This is a genomic window from Stenotrophomonas sp. STEN147 (assembly GCF_056757995.1).
Window position 1 is genome coordinate 199200 of sequence record NZ_JBRRCG010000004.1, and the last position, 17269, is coordinate 216468.

The following is a 17269-nucleotide window of genomic DNA, read 5'->3' on the forward strand; positions in this document are numbered from 1 at the left end:
ACAGCCCGGGACCATAGCCGCTGGGGCCGGCAGGGGCAACGGCCGATGGTTGGGGGCCGTGCGCGGCGCCCGCCGGGCACGGCCCGGCGCTACCGGTCGTTGGCGGCGGGTTACTTCTCCCGCCGCCAGTTGATCGAGCCGCGGTTTTCCACCGTGCTCGATTCCACTTCCACGTCGAAACCGCGGCGCAGCAGATACTTCAGGGTGATCACCGAACCGGCGCCGACCAGCGATACGCCATAGCCCACATACAGCTTGGGCGAGATGTACTTGCCCACGCCGATCACCGATCCGCCCAGCGCGCGCGACTGGCTCACGCCTGCATCGTCCAGGCCCAGCTTGGCCCCCAGCTGCGACGCCAGCAGGCCGCTGCCGGCCGACAGTGCGGCCGAGGCTGCATTGACCTGCTGGGCCTGGTCGCTGCTGGCACCGGTGAGGCTGCGGCCCAGCACCAGATAGGCCAGCGCTTCGGACTGCGACATCGCCGGGTCGGACCACACGTCCGCACGCGGCTGCTGCGCACGGCCGGTCACGTCGATGCCAGCGGTGACATCACCGATCCGGCGCTCGGCGCGGATGTTGATGCGCGGGTCGGATACGGCGTTGTAGTTCCAGTTGAGGTTGCCGCGGGTGATGGTCAGGTCCTGGCCATAGGCCTTGTAGCGGCCACTGACCTCCAGCCCGCCATTGGCAGTCATCTCGCGACCGGGCTTGGCCCAGACCTGCATCTTGCCGGTCAGCGCGCCCTTCAGGCCGAAGCCGGTCATCTTCACCTTGTCGCCCAGGCTGACGGTCAAGTCCATGTCCAGCGGCGAGGTGCGCGATTCCTCCGGATCGGCCGGGTCCAGCACCACCACGTCTTCGGAAACCGACGTGCCGCGATCCAGCCGCTCAAGATCGATGTCCGCCTCCGGCACATGCACGGTGCCACGCAGCTCCATCGCGGCCTTGGCCAGGGTGAAGTCCAGATTGGGGTTGGCGACGATGCGAAGTTCGCTGGTATTGGACACCAGCACGTTCTCGCCGTGGATCTTCAGCTGCAGCGGCTGCGCATCACCGAACCAGGACAGGCCGCCATCGACATACAGCGTGCCCTGGCCCGAGTTGGCCTGCGCGGTGATCTTGGCCGAGCCGTCGGGCTGGGCGACGAAGCTTCCCTTGCCCTGGTCGAACGTCAGCCCCAGCGCGGGGAATTCGCCCTTGAAATTGCTCAGCTGCGCGTCGCCGCCCAGCGACGGCTGGCCACGGGTACCGCGCAGGCTGACGTGGCCCTCGATCAGGCCGGTCGGGCGCACGATGTCCGGCGAGAACAGCTCCAGCCAGTACAGCCGCGACATGTTGAGGTAGAGCTCACCATTCAATGGCGCGCTGGCTTCCCAGCCGGTCTGCATCCTGGCATCGACGAAGCCGTTGCCCTGGAAGCCCATGCCCAGATAGCCCTTGATGCTGGCCGGGGTCATGTCCAGCTTCAGCGAGAACTGGTCATAACGCACCAGTTCGCCCCGGGTGCTGTCGCCACCGACATTGCGGTTCTCGCCCAGGCGCACCCCGCCCTCCAGCGAACGCACTTCGACGTGTCCTTCCCACGCATTGCCGCGCGGCCGGATCTGCGCATCCAGACCGAGCTCGCCGCGCAGGTAGATGCGACGGCCGGATTGCGGCGGCAGCCACGGCTGCACCAGTGCCAGCGGCAACGCATCGCCGCGCACCACCAGGCCCTCGCGCGGCCAGTTCGCCTGCGCACACAGCGCCCCGCTGCTGGCGGCGGCCAGGCAGGCCTCGGCCAGCGTGTAGCTGCCATTGTTGATGACGAAGGCGGCCGGCGCGCGCAGCGCCCAGGCATCGCCCTTCACCGGTGCGATACGCAGCGAAGCCAGTTCGCCCCGCCATTGCTGGCCCTGCTGGCGCACGCTGCCCTGCAGGTCGATCGCGCCCAGTTCGTTGCGGGTCTGTGCCGCCAGGCGCAGGTTCGACACGCTGCCCTGCGCATCGATGTTCAACCGTTCCAGCAGCATGCCGGCGTTGACCTGCTGTCCCTGCACGGCCAGCGTGCCGCTGTCGCCACGCCACGGCAGTCGCCCCTTGATGCTCAGGCTCTCGGCGCCATAGCCATCCCAGTTGAGGTTGTTGCCGACCAGGTCCGCGGTGATGTCCGGTGCGTCACGCGGGCCGGTCACCTGTACCTGCCCGCGCAGGCCGCCATCGGCGCCAGGCAGCAGGTCGCTCAGCTGCAGCGGTTCGAAACGTGCGTCGATGTCCAGGCGGTCGCCCACCTTGCCCGAGGCGGTGACCCGGCTGCTGCCGACGGCCAGCTTCAGCTCGCCCTGGCCCTGTTCGCCCTGCAGCGCGAACTTGCCCTGCGCATCGAGATTGCGCTGACGCAGCACGCCCTTCAGCGACGGCAGATCGACCGTGGCTTCCAGCGTGCCGGCAGTACCCGGCGGGGCATTTGCCGGCGGCGGCAGCTGACGGCCCTTGGACGCCAGGTTGCCCGACAGCCGGCCATTCCATCCAGGCATGAAATAGCCCGGATCGAAGTCCTTCAATGTGGCCTTGGCATCCCAGTCCAGCTGCGGTGCCCATGCCACCTGGCCCTCCACCTGCAACTGCCCGCCGGGCGTCTGCGCCTGCAGCTCGCGGATCGAGGCCGCCTGGTCGTTGCCGCGTACGTCGAAGCGCAGCTGCGCCTTCTGCTGCTCACGCTCCACGTCGGCACGACCGATCGCAGCCCATGCCTTCAACGTCCCTGCCAGGCCGAACCGGGCTTCCTTCAATGTCACCGGTACGGGCGGGCCACCGACGGTGTTCGGATCCTCCGCCGGCACCCAGGTCAGATCATGGGCGATGACCGAGAAATCGAGCTTCTGCTGGTCTTCCTGGCTGAAATCAGCGGTCCCTTCCAGGCGTGCCTCGCCCCCCAGTCCCTTCACCACCAGCGGCGAGACCTTCAGCACCTGGTCCTGCAGCGAGATGACCGAGGGCGCCAGCTCCAGCGCCTGCTCGCCCTGCTTCACCGTGCCGCGCAGCCGGGCGTTGCCGCCCTTGCCGGTGGCGCTGAAATCCAGCGCGAGTGGCGCGATGGCCGAACCCGCGAGCGCTGGCGACAGCAGAGCCGGGTCCAGTTCGTCGCTGCGCACGGTCGCGCTCCAGCTCGGATCGGTCCGCCCGTCAAACACCAGCATCGCATGCAGCGGTTTGGGCGCGCGCCCGGCCACGGCCACTTCCATGTGCGCCAGATTGCCCCGTGCAACCAGGCCGAGCGTGGCGGCCGTGCGCCCACGCGGCGCCGGCAGCACCGCGGTGACGGTCACGTCGGTGTCGTAGTCCTTGGCCGGGATGTAGCGGCCCTGGGCGGTGAAGTTGCCCATATCGCTGTCCACGACCAGCGCGCGCGCCTGGAACTCGCCGTTGGCGATTTCCACGCCGCCGCGCACGCGGCTGATGTCGATCACCGGTTCACCGGCCTGGGTCACCCGGAAACCGTCGATGGCGATGGCGTCGGCCTGGATGGCCAGCGGCATCTCGATCTGCGGCAGCGAGTCCGGCCACGACGGCAGCTTGAACGGCTCCTCGCTCTTGGCCAGGTTCAGCGAGGCATTGGTCAGTTCCAGCCTGTCGAGCAGCAGCTTGCGGCCCAGCAGCGGGCGCAGGTCCGGCTCCAGGTACGCGCGCTCGGCATGGAAGTGGATGTCGTCATAGCGGAAGTCGACGTTGTAGAGCGTCAGCGGGCCGGCCACCGGTCCGTCCACCTTGTCCCAGGTGAAGCTGGCACCCACCGGCAGGCGCGCGACCACCTGCGCCAGCAGCACGTCACGGCCGGCCACGGTCTGCAGCAGCCAGTACAGCAGCAGCAGGCCGAGCAGGACCAGGCCCAGCACGCCCACGCCGGACCATGCCCAGAAGCGGCGGCGGCGATAGAAGCGCACGCGCGGCGGCGGTGTTCCCGGGGTCTGTGCGGGCGTGCTCACAGGTCCGCTCCGATGTTCAGATACAGCTGGAACTGCGAATCCGGGTTGTTCAGGCCGTGGGCCACGTCGATGCGCACCGGGCCCACCGGCGACTTCCAGCGCACGCCGAAGCCCACACCGGTATGCAGGTCGATGGTGTTGTCGAAGGCACTGCCGGTATCGACGAATACCGCCGCACCCCAGGGGCCACCGTTGAAGTAGTGCTCGTACTCGGCCGAGCCGATCACCAGGTTCTTGGCACCCAGCGCGTACTTGTCCGGCGCGGGCGTGCGCGGGCCCACCTCGCGGTACGCATAGCCACGGATGCTGCGGTCACCGCCGGCGAAGTAGCGCAGGCTGGGTGGCATCGCCACCAGATCGCTGGTCCAGGTGGTGCCCCCCTCGCCACGCAGGATCAGCCGGTTGCTTTCGCCCACCGGAACGTACCAGCGAAGCACGGCATTGGCCTGCACGAAGCTGGTATCGGAGCCGGCGCCTTCAACGCCCGCGCGCACGGTGGCCGTGCCGCTGATGCCTTTGCGCGGGAACATCTCGTCATCGACATTGACGTGGTCGGCCACCAGCTGCGGATAGACCAGCGTGGAGGTATTGTAGACCGCGTCGGTGAACTCGGTACCCGATGCATAGCGCCAGCGCTCGCGCAGCGCGTTGACCGACGCGATCGCGGTCCAGTATTCGTTGATCTCGCCGCTGCGGCTGGCGATCAGCTTGAAGTTGCGCAGGTCGATGTAGTCGGTCTGCTCGTCGTAGGCGCTGGCGGCGAAGGTATACCAGCCATCAAGCCAGGCGAACGCGGGAATCCGGTAGCTGGTCACCAGGCTCTTGCGCTTCTGGGCATAGTCCAGCTGGGTGTTCATCTTGTGGCCGCGGTTGTTGAGGAACCGCCGCTCGACACCGCCGCGCACACCGGGACCACTCTCGCTGCCGTAGCTCAGGCCCGCGGTGTAGATCGTGCGCTTGGCCCGGGTCAGCTTGACGTCGACCGGCACCTCACCATTGTCGTCGGCCTGGTCCGGCCGCGGCTGGATGTCGATCACGCTGAAGTAGTCGAGCTTGGTCAGCGACTCGCGCAGCCGGTCCAGCTTGCCTTCGTGGTAGTAGCTGCCCTGTTCCCAGTACACCAGCGGATCGAACAGCTTGTCGACGAAGTAATCCTGCTCGAACCGGACCGGGCCCATGTTGTAGCGGCGGCCGCTGTCCCAGGTCAGGTCGATGTCCGCGGCGTTGTCGGCGCGGGTGATCTGTACCTGGCGCTGGGTGTAATCGGCGTCGAAGTAGCCACGCTCGGCCAGGCGGCGGGTGATGGTGATCTTGCTGGCTTCGTACTGGGTATGTTCGAAACGCTGGCCCTTGCGCGGCTTGAAGGCGGTCAGGTCATCCTGCAGGTACTGGTCGTACATGGCCGGGCCGGTGATGTCGATGTGCTCGCGCCGCACCGTCACCGGCGCGCCCTTGTCGACGTGGATCAGCACCTGCACATGCTCGTCCTGGCGCGGCGCCTCCACCGTGATCACCGGGTTGTAGTACCCGAACGGCTCCAGCGCCTGCCGGGTCTGCCGCTCGGCCTGTGACAGCAGGTACTCCAGCCGCGATTCACCCTGCTCCTTGCCGATCGTGTCGTACAGCGTCAGCGATTCCTGGATGTTCTCGATGATCGCGGCGTCGTCGCCCTTGTCCAATCCCTTGATGTCCACCTTGTCGATGGTGCCGCGCGCGTGGGCCACGGAGGTGGTGACCAGCGACAGGACCATCAGCGGCAGGGCGTATTTCTTTGGCTGCATGCGGCACAGCATACCGACCCAACGTGACGATGCGAAATGCATCACGCCTTCAGGCATCGGTTGTTAAGTGGCGGTCAAAATACGCGTTACCGACATCATCCGCATGATGTCGGTAACGCCGGGCCATGCCCGGTGGCTCCTTCCGGTACCACACCGCGCACTCGCCGGGCGCGCCCCGGCGCGACCACTCAGCTCGACAGATGCTCGATCGCGGCGACCTTGCCCAGTCGCTCGCCCAGCAGGGTCAGCAGCGCCAGGCGATTGCCGCGCAGTGCGGGGTCTTCGGCATTGACCATCACACCATCGAAGAATGCATCGACCTGCGGACGCAGGCGGGCCAGGCGGGCCAGCACGGCCACGTAGTCCTTCTGATGCAGGCTGGCGCCCGTGTCGTCGATGGCGGCGGTGACGGCTTCGGCCAGCGCGCGCTCGGCCTCCTCCTGCAGCAGCGACGGGTCGATCTGGCCCGGAATGTCGCCTTCAGCCTTGCGGAGGATGTTGCGGATGCGCTTGTTCGCGGCGGCCAGGGCCTCGGCCTCGGGCAGCGCTGCAAACGTGCCGATCGCGTCGAGGCGGCGATCGAAGTCGTACAGCGACGCCGGCTTCAGTTCGGCGACCGCGTTGAAGTGGGTGGCCGGCACGCCCTTGTCGGCGTAATAGCCCTTCAGGCGATCCAGGATGAAGTCGTACAGCTCACCCACATCGGCCTGCACGCCACGCGCCGCCAGGCCCTGGTTGGCGCTGGCCAGCAGCGCGCGCAGGTCCAGCTCGAAGCCACTCTCGATGATCGTGCGGGCCAGGCCCAGTGCGTTGCGGCGCAGGGCGAAGGGATCCTTGTTGCCGGTCGGCTTCAGGCCCGCCGCGAACCCGCCGGCCAGTGTGTCCACACGCTCGGCGATGGCCAGCACCTTGCCCAGCGGCGACAGCGCGATGTCATCCCCACCGAAGCGCGGCTGGTAGGCCTCGTCGAGGGCCAGCGCCACGTCCGGCGATTCTCCGCCCGCCACCGCGTAATGGCGACCGGCGATGCCCTGCAGTTCCGGGAACTCGTTGACCATGCGCGACTGCAGGTCGTTCTTGGCCAGTTCCGCGCTGCGGCGGGCCTGCACCGGATCGGCACCTACCTGCACGGCAACCGCTTCGGCCAGCGCCGCCACGCGCGCGACCTTGTCCGCCACGCTGCCCAGCTTGGCCTGGTAGGTCACGGTCTTCAGACCCTCGCCCATCGCGGCCAGCCCCTGCTTCAGGTCTTCATCGAAGAAGAACTTGGCATCGGCGAAGCGCGGGCGGATCACGCGTTCGTAGCCCTTGGCCACTTCGGCCACATCCTTCGACTCGATGTTGGCGATGCCGATGAACTTCTCGGTCAGCGTGCCCGCGTCATCCAGCACCGGGAAGAACTTCTGGTTGATCTCCATCGTTTCGATCAGCGCTTCCTGCGGCACGGCCAGGAAGGCGCGCTCGAAGCTGCACAGCACTGCCGAGGGCCACTCGACCAGGTTCACCACCTGCTCAAGGTTGTCCTCGGTGATGCGCGCACTGCCGCCAGCCTTGCCGGCGGCGGCTTCGACCTCGGCGACGATGCGTGCGCGGCGCTCGGCCGGGTCGACCAGCACATGGGCCGCGCGCAGCGATTCAACGTAGTCCTGCGGCTGGGTCAGCCACACGGTCTTGTCATGGTGGAAGCGATGGCCACGGCTCATGCGGTCGGCCTTGAGGCCGAACAACTCGGCCGCGACCACGTCCTTGCCGTGCAGCAGCACCAGCCAATGCACCGGCCGCGCGAAGCCCCACGGGTGGTCGCCCCAGCGCATCGGCTTGGGGATCGGCATGGCGGCGATGGCCTCGCGCAGGATCTCAGGCAGCAGATCGGCGGTGCTCGCGCCCGGCGTCACCGCGCGATGCACGAAACGCTCACCCTTGTTGTCGGTGGTCTTCTCCAGCGCGGTCCAGTCGATGCCGGCCTTGGCGGCGAAGCCCTGCAACGCCTTGGTCGGCTGGCCTTCGGCATCCAGCGCGATGTTCAGGTACGGGCCCAGCACTTCGCTGTGCTGCTCCGGCTGTTCCAGGCCAACACCCGGCAGCAGCACGGCCAACCGGCGCGGGGTGGACAGCGGGCGTGCATCGCCCGTGTCCAGGGCGATGCCGCGCTTGCGCAGGCCTTCGACAACACCGTCGAAAAACGCCTGGGCCAGGCCCGGCAGCGCCTTGACCGGCAACTCCTCGGTGCCCAGTTCGATCAGCAGGGGGGACAATTGGCTCATCGGTTCGATCCTGTGGTGGGGGGCGCAGCGCGCAACGCGTCCGGCGCCCCGGGGGTGATGAAAAGCAGGGTGGGAGAGCGGCCGTCAGGCCTTCTTCGCGCCCGGGAAGCCCAGCTTCTCGCGCTGCTCGTAGTAGGCCCGGGCCACCGCCTGGGCCAGCGCACGCACGCGCAGGATGTAGCGTTGGCGTTCGGTCACGCTGATGGCGCGGCGCGCATCCAGCAGGTTGAACGTGTGGCTGGCCTTCATCACCTGCTCGTAGGCCGGCAGCGGCAGGCCCACTTCGACCAGCTTCTGCGCCTCGCGCTCGCAGGCGTCGAAGCGGTGGAACATTTCTTCCACGTCGGCATGCTCGAAGTTGTAGGTGCTCTGCTCCACCTCGTTCTGGTGATAGACGTCACCGTAGGTCACCGGCTGTCCGTCCGGCCCGTAGGTCCACACCAGGTCGTAGACGTTGTCGCAGTTCTGCAGGTACATGCACAGGCGCTCGAGACCGTAGGTGATCTCGCCCAGCACCGGGCGGCACTCCAGGCCACCGGCCTGCTGGAAGTAGGTGAACTGGGTCACTTCCATGCCGTTGAGCCAGACCTCCCAGCCCAGGCCCCAGGCACCCAGGGTCGGCGACTCCCAGTTGTCCTCGACGAAGCGCAGGTCGTGCACCAGCGGGTCGATGCCCAGCGCCTGCAGCGAATCCAGGTACAGCTGCTGGATGTTGTCCGGCGCCGGCTTCATCGCCACCTGGTACTGGTAATAGCGCTGCAGGCGGTTCGGGTTCTCGCCGTAACGGCCGTCGGTGGGACGGCGCGAGGGCTGCACGTAGGCCGCGTTCCAGCCTTCCGGACCGATCGCACGCAGGAAGGTCGCCGGGTGGAACGTACCGGCGCCCACCTCCAGGTCGAGCGGCTGGATGAGCACGCAGCCCTGCTGGGCCCAGAACTGGTTCAGGGTCTGGATCAGGCCCTGGAAGGTGATCGGAACGGTCGGGGTCGCGGACATGCGGACGATTCTTGGCCGGCAAGGGGGTGCGCTAGTATAACGGCCGACCTGCGGGGCATTCCGTACCCGGGAGGAGCAGGCAGATGGAACATCGGCTGCCGGCGGGCACGCCCGGCGAGCCCGGCGCGGTACCGCTGCCGTGGGGCCGCCTGCTGTTTGAACAGGTCTCGGCCGCACTGCTGGCCGATGGCCTGGTGGCCGGGCAGGACCGCGAGCGCGTGCGGTTTTCCGCGCAGGGCGCCCGCAACGCCAGTGAAGTCCATCCGCTGGTACTGCTGTCCAACCTCAAGCTTGCCGCCAGCGACGGCGGCGAACTGACCCTGGAACGCCTCACCGAGTGGCTGGCGCGGCGCACCGGCACCCGCTACCTGCGCATCGACCCGACCCGCGTCGATGTGGCGGCGGTCACGGCCCTGGTTTCGCACGCCTATGCGCGCCGCCATCGCTTCCTGCCACTGGCGGTGGACGCCGAACGCGTGCTGGTGGCCACCAGCGAACCGCTGGTACAGGAATGGCGCCGCGACCTGCAGCACCTGACCCGCCGCCGCATCGAGCTGGCCGTGGTCAATCCGCTGGACCTGCACCGCTACACCATGGAGTTCTACGGCGTCACGCGCTCGGTGCGTGGCGCGCGCGGCGACGTGCGCGGCGAGGTGAACACCGCCCTGCCCAGCTTCGAGCAGCTGGTCGAGCTCGGCCGCACCGGCGACGTCAATGCCGACGACCAGCACATCGTGCACATCGTCGACTGGCTGCTGCAGTACGCCTATGAGCAGCGTGCGTCGGACATCCACCTGGAGCCGCGCCGCGACATGGGCCGCATGCGCTTCCGCATCGATGGCGTGCTGCACAAGGTGTTCGAGGTGCCACCGGCGGTGATGACCGCCGTGGTCAGCCGCATCAAGGTGCTGGGCCGCATGGACCTGGCCGAGCGTCGCCGGCCGCAGGATGGCCGCATCAAGACCCGGTCACCGGGTGGGCGCGAGGTGGAAATGCGCCTGTCGACCATGCCCACAGCGTTCGGCGAGAAGTGCGTGATGCGCATCTTCGACCCGGATGCGACGTTCAAGAGCATCGACCAGCTGGGTTTCAGCCCGCAGGAGGCTGCCGGCTGGAACGCCCTGGTCGAGCGTCCGCACGGCATCGTGCTGGTGACCGGCCCGACCGGCTCCGGCAAGACCACCACCCTGTACTCCACGCTCAAGCGCCTGGCTACCCCGGACGTGAACGTGTGCACGGTGGAGGATCCGATCGAGATGATCGCGCCGGAGTTCAACCAGATGCAGGTGCAGACCAACATCGACCTGGACTTCGCCAGCGGCGTCCGCACCCTGCTGCGGCAGGATCCGGACATCATCATGATCGGCGAGATCCGCGACCTGGAAACCGCGCAGATGGCGGTACAGGCATCGCTGACCGGCCATCTGGTGCTGTCCACCCTGCACACCAATGACGCACCCTCGGCCATCACCCGCCTGCTCGACCTGGGCGTGCCGCATTACCTGCTGGCCTCCACCGTCAACGGCATCCTCGCCCAGCGCCTGGTGCGCACCCTGTGCCCGCACTGCAAGCAGCCGCACACGCTCGGTGCCGCCGATTGGGCGGTACTGGCTGATAGCCATGCCGCATATCCAGATGCCGCCACGCCCTGTCGTCCGGTCGGTTGCCTGGAGTGCCGGCGCACCGGTTTCCTCGGCCGCATCGGCCTGTATGAGTTGCTGCCATTGGGTTCGCGGCTCCGCGCGCAGATCCGCGCCGACATGGATCTGGCCGGTTTCAGCCGTGCCGCCCGTGCCGAGGGCCTGCGGACCCTGCGCCAGGCGGGGCTTGAAAAGGTGGCGCAGGGGCTGACTACAATCGAGGAAGTCCTGTCTGTCCTGCCGCCCCCGGATGAACCCAGCGCCCTTCCTGATTCTTGAAACCGGCCGTCCAGTGCCCTCGCTGCGTCGTTATGGGCGTTTCCCGCACTGGATCCGCGTCGCCGCCGGCCTGGAAGAACACGAGACGGTGGTGGTCGATGTCGAACACGGCGGCGTCCTGCCCGACCCGCGCGCGTTCGCCGGGGTGCTGGTGACCGGCTCGGCCGCTTTCGTCACCGACCACGCTGACTGGAGCGAGCGCAGCGCCGCGTGGCTGCGGCAGGCCGCCCACGATGACGTGCCGGTGTTCGGCATCTGCTACGGGCACCAGCTGCTGGCGCATGCGCTGGGCGGCGAAGTGGCCTACAACCCGGCAGGACGCGAGTCGGGCACCATTGAACTGGAGCTGCAGCCGCAGGCAGCACAGGACCCCCTGTTCCAGGGGCTGCCGCAGCATTTCGCCGCACACGCCACCCATCTGCAGACCGTACTGCGTGCCCCCGAGGGGGCCGCCGTGCTGGCACGGTCGCCGCAGGATGGCTGCCATGCCTTCCGCTGGGGCCGGCAGGCGTGGGGCGTGCAGTTCCATCCCGAGTTCGCCACCCACCACATGCGCGGCTACGTGCGTGCGCGGGCCGACTGCATCGGCCGCCATGGTGGCTGCGCCCGCAGCATCCAGCGCGCGGTCAGCGCCGCCCCCCTGGCCCGGCAGCTGCTGCGCCGTTTCGTCCGCCAGGCACGGCAGTCTTCAGCCCAGCCGGCGGCAAAACAGGGATAATCGGCGGCGCGGGTACTGCCCGCTCCCCTTCTGTCCTCTCCGGATGTCCATGAAAGAGATTCGCAAGCTGCCGGCCTCGGCGGGCGCCCAGTGGTTGCTGGATACGTTCTCCCTGTACCGGCGTGCACCGCTGCAGCTGGCGCGGATCGGCCTGACCTGGATGCTGGTCAGCTGGGTGGTCACCCTGCTGTCCACCCTGGTGCCCGGCGCGCTCGGTCTGGCCGTGCAGCTGATGACCCTGGCCGTCTCGCCGATCATGTTCGGCGGCATGCTGTACGCCATGGGCGAGATCGACGACGGCCGGCCCGGTCTGGTCACCCACCTGCTGCAGCCGATCCGTGACCACCGCGTCAGCCACCTGCTGGTGCCGCTGGCGATCCAGGTGCTGGTGGTCCTGCTGCTGGGCGTGCTGCTGTACCTGATGATCGGTCGCGAAGGCTTCGCCGCCTTCAGCGACGTCATGGCACGGATGGAAGAGATCGCCCGCAGCAACCAGCAGGTCAGCCCCGAAGCCGCCGCCGAACTGGTCGCCCAGCTGCCAGCCACGCGCATCGCACTGTGGATGCTGCTGGTGTTCGTGACCGCCATCGCCCTGACCCTGGCGATGTTCACCCAGCCAGCGCTGGTGGTGTTCGACAAGCAGAGCGGCATGCACGCGCTGCGCCTGAGCCTGCAGGGCTGCATCGAGAACATCGCGGCGATGGCGGTGTTCGCCGTGCTCGGCGTGATCGCCGCCTTCTGCGGCTACATCCTGTTCGTGATCGTGATCCAGATCGCGATGCTGCTGGGGGGGCAGATGGTGGCCGTGTTCATCGCACAGCTGCTGCTGACCACCGTGGTGATGCCGCTGTACGTCGGCGCGGTGTATGCCGCCTGGAAGCAGATGTTCGTGCACCGTGGCAGCCGTGGCGCTCCGCCGGTTCCGGCCACGCCGCCGGCGAACGACGTCTTCCACGCCTGAGCACGCCCAACGGTAGCGCCGGGCCATGCCCGGCGGGCTCTACCCATGCCGGGTATGGCCCGGCGCTGCCGCATCACGCGGCGGGCTTCTTCACCACCGAGGACGGCACCAGCCATCGCGCGGCATGGATGCCCAGTTCGTACAGCAGGCACATCGGGATCGCCAGCATCAGCTGCGAGACCACGTCCGGCGGCGTCAGCACGGCCGCCACCACGAAGATGCCCACGATCGCGTAGCCACGGCCTTCCTTGAACTGCTGCGGCGTCACCCATCCCAGCAGCACCAGGATCACCATCGCCACCGGCAGCTCGAAGCTGCCACCGAAGGCGAAGAAGATCGCCAGCACGAAATCCAGGTAGGCGTTGGCATCCGGAGTGATCGCGATCACATCGGGGCTGAAGGTGGTGAGGAAGTGGAACACCGCCGGCAACACCAGGAAATACGCGAAGGCGCAACCGGTGTAGAACAGCAGCACCGACGACACCAGCAGCGGCACCGCCAGGCGTTTTTCGCGGGCATACAGTCCCGGCGCGACGAAGGCCCACAGCTGGTACAGCAGCCACGGCACCGCCACGAACAGCGCGACGAAGAAGGTCAGCTTCAACGGAGCGAAGAAGGCGCCGGCCGGGTTGGTGGCGATCATCGTCTGGCCGTTCGGCAGCTGCGAGACCAGCGGTTCGGCCAGCGCGTTGTACAACTTCTGGGTAAAGGGCAGCAGTGCCAGGAGCACCACGCCCAGGCCCAGCAGCGCACGCACCAGGCGGCCGCGAAGCTCCACCAGATGCTCAACCAGCGAGCTCTCGCCGAAATCCTGTTCGCTCATCGGCCGCGCTCCTCGCTCTGCGACGCTGGCACCGGACGGGTGTCGTCTACATCCGCTGCGGATGCAGCGGACGCCCCGCCGGCATCGGCCGCAGTGCCGTCGCCCATGGACGCGGGAGGTGCAGGCTGCTGTGCCTGGCTGACATGCGGCGGCAGCTCCGCAGGCGCCGGTGCCCGCGTCTCCTGCGCCAGCGCATCACCCTGCTGCTGTGCCTGCGCGGCTTCGCGCCGGATCGCCTCGCCGCTGGCACGCAACTGGTTCTCGGTGTCCTGCATGCCCTGCCGCACGTCCTGCATCTGCCGCTTGATCTCTTCGGCCTGCAGTTCGCGCTCCAGTTCCTGTTTCACCGAGTCCCACTGATTGCGGGCACGACGGACCCACAGGCCGGCAAAACGGGCCGCCTTGGGCAGACGCTCGGGACCGAGCACCACCAGGGCGACCACCGCAATGACCAGCAGTTCGCTGAAGCCGATATCAAACACCGCGACCGCTCCGGATCAGCGTGCGTTGCGGTCGTGCTCGTCCTGCGCGGTGCGCGAGGCGTCCTGGCTGCGCGTCTCATCGCCCAGCTGCGCGTTCGGCTTGTCCTCGTCGCGCATGCCCTTCTTGAATTCCTTGACCGCCGAACCGAGGTCCTTGGCGCCGCTGGTCAGACGCTTGGTGCCGAACACCAGCAGGACGATGGCCAGCACGACCAACCAATGCCAGATGCTGAAACTGCCCATAAAGACGCTCGTTACGTTAGTGATCAGGCTGTCGAGCATAGCGCACCGGCCGTTAGCCGGCGCGCGTGACGAAAGTCAGTTCCCGCCCAGCGTCTCCGTGCGGATTTCGCCTTCATTGACCGGCTGGAAGCCCTGCTGCTGTGGCGGCGGGTTCTGCGGCACGTTCTGCAGGGGCGCGGTGGTGGCTTCCGCCGGGACCGCCGGGGCTGCCTGAACAGGCGGCGGTGCGACCGTCGGCGCCGGAGCCGGACGCGAGGCCGTGCCACCATTGCCACCGCGGTTGTTGCGCGCGGCATAGGTCGCCTCCTCCAGGCGATCACGGAAGGCGACCACATCCATCGACGGCGCGCCTGCTGCCCGGCCCTCGAAGATCATGCGCGGCGTGGTGTTGCTGCCATAGGCGTCAAGGTTGGCGGCATCATCGATCTGCAGCACCGCACCGTCCAGGGCGACGCCGGCGAACAGGCCACGCGCACGCGACCACGACCAGATTTCGGCCTTGAGCTGGCCGTCGGTGGCCGCGGCCGCATTGCGGCCGACCGGACCGGCCGCCACACCGGCATCGGCGCCCAGGGTGAACTTGCCGTTGACCAGGTTGTCCAGGCTGCGGTCGTTGCGGAACACCAGCACCACGTCCGACGACTGCACGCCGGCCTGGAAGCCAATGCTGCCGCCGGTGAGCTTGACGAAGACCGGGTTGGACCACGCGCCGTTGGGCATGCGGACCGACATCAGGCCATGCCCACGGCGGCCACCGATGACCAGGCCTGCCTTGATCGTGTCGGGAATGACGATGACCGCGCGGCCTTCGTCGAGCAGTTTGTCCGGAATCCCCTGTTCAGGGATTTCCTGGATTTCAGCCAGCACACGCACCGCGTTGCGGGCGCGCTGGTCTTCCTGCGGCCCGGCCATGGCCTGGCTGGACAGCAGGCTGGCGGCGATCAGCAGGGCTTGGATCGGGCGACGCATGGCAGGCTCCAGAAGTCAGTCCATAGGAAGATATAGCAAGTGACTGAAATTAGTAGTGTTGTGATGAATCGGCAATGAGCGTCATCGGTCCCGCATCGGAGATGACTATGCCTGCGATGCAGATCCTGCATCCCGATACAGCGGCAGATCGGCGACAATGAGACCCATGCTCGACGCACCCGATACCGCCGTGCTGGCGGTCAACCTAGGCACGCCCGAGACGCCGACGGCCCCCGCCGTACGCCGTTACCTGGCTGAGTTCCTGTCCGACCCTCGCGTGGTCTCGATTCCGGCGCTGCTGTGGCAGCCGCTGCTGCGCGGCCTGATCCTGCCATTGCGCAGCGGCCGCTCGGCCGCCAAGTACGCCCAGGTCTGGCTGCCCGAGGGCTCGCCGCTGATGGTCCATACCCGGCGGCTGGCGCAGGCCATGCAGGCATTGCTGCCGACCCTGCGCGTGCGCCATGCCATGCGCTACGGCGAACCCGCATTGACCGCGGAACTGGACCGGCTGGCGGCGGAAGGCGTGCGGCGCATCGTCGTGCTGCCGCTCTATCCCCAGTATTCGACCACCACCACCGCATCGGTGGAGGATCGCGTCGATGCCTGGCAGCGCAGGAATCCGGCCATCACGGTCAGCCTGGTACAGGACTACTCGGTCGACCCCGACTGGGTCGCGGCCGTGGCAGCCTCCATCCAGCGCTACTGGCAGGCGCATGGCCGTGGCCAGATGTTGATGTTCTCCTTCCACGGCATTCCACAGCGCCTGGCCGATGGCGGTGATCCCTATCCGCAGCGCTGCGAAGCCAGTGCGCAGGCGATCGCCAATGCGCTGGGCCTGGATCGTAGCGAGTGGCAGCTCGGCTACCAGTCGCGCTTCGGGCGCGAGCGCTGGTTGCAGCCGTATGCCGAACCCAGCCTGTGGGCGCTGGCCGAGGCCGGCGTGAAGCAGATCGACGTGGTCTGCCCCGGCTTTGCCACCGACTGCCTGGAAACGCTGGAAGAAGTCGAGATGGGATTCACTGAAACCCTCGCCGAACGCGGCGCACGGATGCGTTACATCCCCTGTCTCAACGATGGATCCGAGCACGCGCGCGCGTTGGCGCGGCTGGCCGTGGCCTCGCTGGCATGAGCCTGCAGGGGTTCGAACTCGAGGTCGGCGGCGCGCGCGTGGCCGGCCTGCGCAATCACGGGGAGGGCCAGCGTGTGCTGGCCCTGCATGGGTGGTTGGATAACGCCGCCAGCTTCGTGCCACTCGCACCGCATCTGCCCCATCTGGATCTGGTGGCCATCGACCTGCCTGGCCATGGCCACAGCGCCCATCTCCCGGCCGGCGCCAGCTACACCACCGCTGCCGCGATCTGCCACGTCCTTGACGTGGCCGACGCGCTGGGCTGGGAGCGCTTCAGCCTGCTCGGCCATTCGATGGGTGCGGGCATCGCCAGCCTGACGGCGGCGGTCAGTGACCGCATTGAACGCCTGGTCGCCATCGAAGCGCTGGGTGGCCTGCGGGGACCTGAAGAGGACACCGCGCATCGGCTGCGTGAGCATGTGACTGCCACGCGCGCGCTATCGCGCAAGCAGCTTCGGGTCTTTCCCGATCTTGCCGCGCCGATCCGCGCGCGGATGATGACCAACCAGCTCAGTGAAGGCTGCGCGCGCCTGCTGGTCGAGCGCGGGGTCGAACCCGTAGAGGGCGGCTATCGCTGGTGCAGCGATCCGCGCCTGATGCTGCCCACCGCCATCCGGCTCAGCGAGGGCCAGATCGACAATCTGCTACACGCCATCGCCTGCCCTACGCAGGTGATCTACGCGACTCCCGCGCAGTCGTACTATCCCGAGCCGATGCGCAGCGAGCGACTGCAGCACCTGCGCGACGGGCGCCTGGCCGTGTTTCCGGGCAACCATCACCTGCATATGGAAGCGCCCGCGCAGATCGCGGCAGTGATCCAGGCGTTCCTGGGACACGGCAGCGCCGGCTGAAACATCGGCTGCTGACACGCATAAAGAAAAACCCCGCTGCGTCAGCAGCGGGGTTTTTGGGTATAAACCCTGGCGATGACCTACTCTCGCATGGCTTGAGCCACACTACCATCGGCGCAGCTGCGTTTCACTTCCGAGTTCGGGATGGGATCGGGTGGTTCCACA

General features: G+C 67.7%; 13 protein-coding genes and 1 rRNA gene. 5 read left to right on the top strand and 9 right to left on the bottom strand.

What is annotated here, in order from left to right:
- Positions 1-110: 110 nt before the first annotated feature.
- The 4 genes from ACVOKU_RS07110 to glyQ all read right to left on the bottom strand — a co-directional run bounded on the left by ACVOKU_RS07110 (position 111) and on the right by glyQ (position 9009).
- Complete coding sequence (locus ACVOKU_RS07110; protein ID WP_481559496.1) at positions 111-3968, bottom strand: translocation/assembly module TamB domain-containing protein; 3858 nt, start codon at positions 3966-3968, stop codon at positions 111-113.
- Positions 3965-5761, bottom strand: coding sequence for an autotransporter assembly complex protein TamA (locus ACVOKU_RS07115; RefSeq protein WP_481559497.1), 1797 nt, complete (start codon positions 5759-5761; stop codon positions 3965-3967). The genes ACVOKU_RS07110 and ACVOKU_RS07115 overlap by 4 nt, the downstream gene beginning before the upstream one ends.
- A gap of 176 nt (positions 5762-5937) precedes the next feature.
- Positions 5938-8013: a glycine--tRNA ligase subunit beta gene (gene glyS, locus ACVOKU_RS07120; RefSeq protein WP_065181403.1), complete on the bottom strand. Its 2076-nt coding sequence runs from the start codon at positions 8011-8013 to the stop codon at positions 5938-5940.
- Positions 8014-8097: 84 nt separating this feature from the next.
- Complete coding sequence (gene glyQ, locus ACVOKU_RS07125) at positions 8098-9009, bottom strand: glycine--tRNA ligase subunit alpha (RefSeq protein ID WP_053517689.1); 912 nt, start codon at positions 9007-9009, stop codon at positions 8098-8100.
- 83 nt (positions 9010-9092) lie between these two features.
- Between glyQ and ACVOKU_RS07130 the strand changes: the two genes are divergently transcribed.
- Genes ACVOKU_RS07130 through ACVOKU_RS07140 form a run of 3 tightly spaced genes read left to right on the top strand, consistent with a single transcriptional unit; the run spans position 9093 to position 12607 of the window.
- Entirely contained in the window at positions 9093-10928 is a 1836-nt protein-coding gene (locus tag ACVOKU_RS07130; protein ID WP_481559498.1) for a GspE/PulE family protein, read from the top strand.
- Positions 10900-11646 (top strand): glutamine amidotransferase, encoded by a 747-nt coding sequence (locus tag ACVOKU_RS07135; RefSeq protein ID WP_481559499.1) that lies wholly within the window; start codon positions 10900-10902, stop codon positions 11644-11646. The genes ACVOKU_RS07130 and ACVOKU_RS07135 overlap by 29 nt, the downstream gene beginning before the upstream one ends.
- Positions 11647-11695: 49 nt before the next feature.
- Complete coding sequence (locus ACVOKU_RS07140) at positions 11696-12607, top strand: BPSS1780 family membrane protein (RefSeq protein ID WP_053517685.1); 912 nt, start codon at positions 11696-11698, stop codon at positions 12605-12607.
- 73 nt (positions 12608-12680) lie between these two features.
- Here ACVOKU_RS07140 and tatC read toward each other — a convergent pair whose 3' ends face one another.
- The 4 genes from tatC to ACVOKU_RS07160 all read right to left on the bottom strand — a co-directional run bounded on the left by tatC (position 12681) and on the right by ACVOKU_RS07160 (position 15124).
- On the bottom strand, positions 12681-13430 hold the full coding sequence (gene tatC / locus ACVOKU_RS07145; RefSeq protein ID WP_010482410.1) for a twin-arginine translocase subunit TatC: 750 nt from the start codon (positions 13428-13430) through the stop codon (positions 12681-12683).
- Positions 13427-13912, bottom strand: a complete 486-nt coding sequence (tatB, locus tag ACVOKU_RS07150) for a Sec-independent protein translocase protein TatB (protein ID WP_481559500.1) — start codon at positions 13910-13912, stop codon at positions 13427-13429. The genes tatC and tatB overlap by 4 nt, the downstream gene beginning before the upstream one ends.
- A 15-nt stretch (positions 13913-13927) precedes the next feature.
- Positions 13928-14155, bottom strand: coding sequence for a Sec-independent protein translocase subunit TatA (tatA, locus tag ACVOKU_RS07155; RefSeq protein WP_053517682.1), 228 nt, complete (start codon positions 14153-14155; stop codon positions 13928-13930).
- A gap of 75 nt (positions 14156-14230) precedes the next feature.
- Positions 14231-15124, bottom strand: a complete 894-nt coding sequence (locus ACVOKU_RS07160) for a lipid-binding SYLF domain-containing protein (protein WP_053517681.1) — start codon at positions 15122-15124, stop codon at positions 14231-14233.
- A gap of 166 nt (positions 15125-15290) precedes the next feature.
- Here ACVOKU_RS07160 and hemH point away from each other — a divergent pair, with 166 nt between their 5' ends.
- Positions 15291-16253 (top strand): ferrochelatase, encoded by a 963-nt coding sequence (gene hemH, locus ACVOKU_RS07165; RefSeq protein WP_481559501.1) that lies wholly within the window; start codon positions 15291-15293, stop codon positions 16251-16253.
- A complete protein-coding gene (locus ACVOKU_RS07170; protein ID WP_481559502.1) occupies positions 16250-17104 on the top strand; it encodes an alpha/beta fold hydrolase in 855 nt (284 codons plus the stop codon). The genes hemH and ACVOKU_RS07170 overlap by 4 nt, the downstream gene beginning before the upstream one ends.
- A gap of 67 nt (positions 17105-17171) precedes the next feature.
- Here ACVOKU_RS07170 and rrf read toward each other — a convergent pair.
- Positions 17172-17269: ribosomal RNA gene (gene rrf, locus ACVOKU_RS07175) — 5S ribosomal RNA — on the bottom strand; the annotation flags it as partial.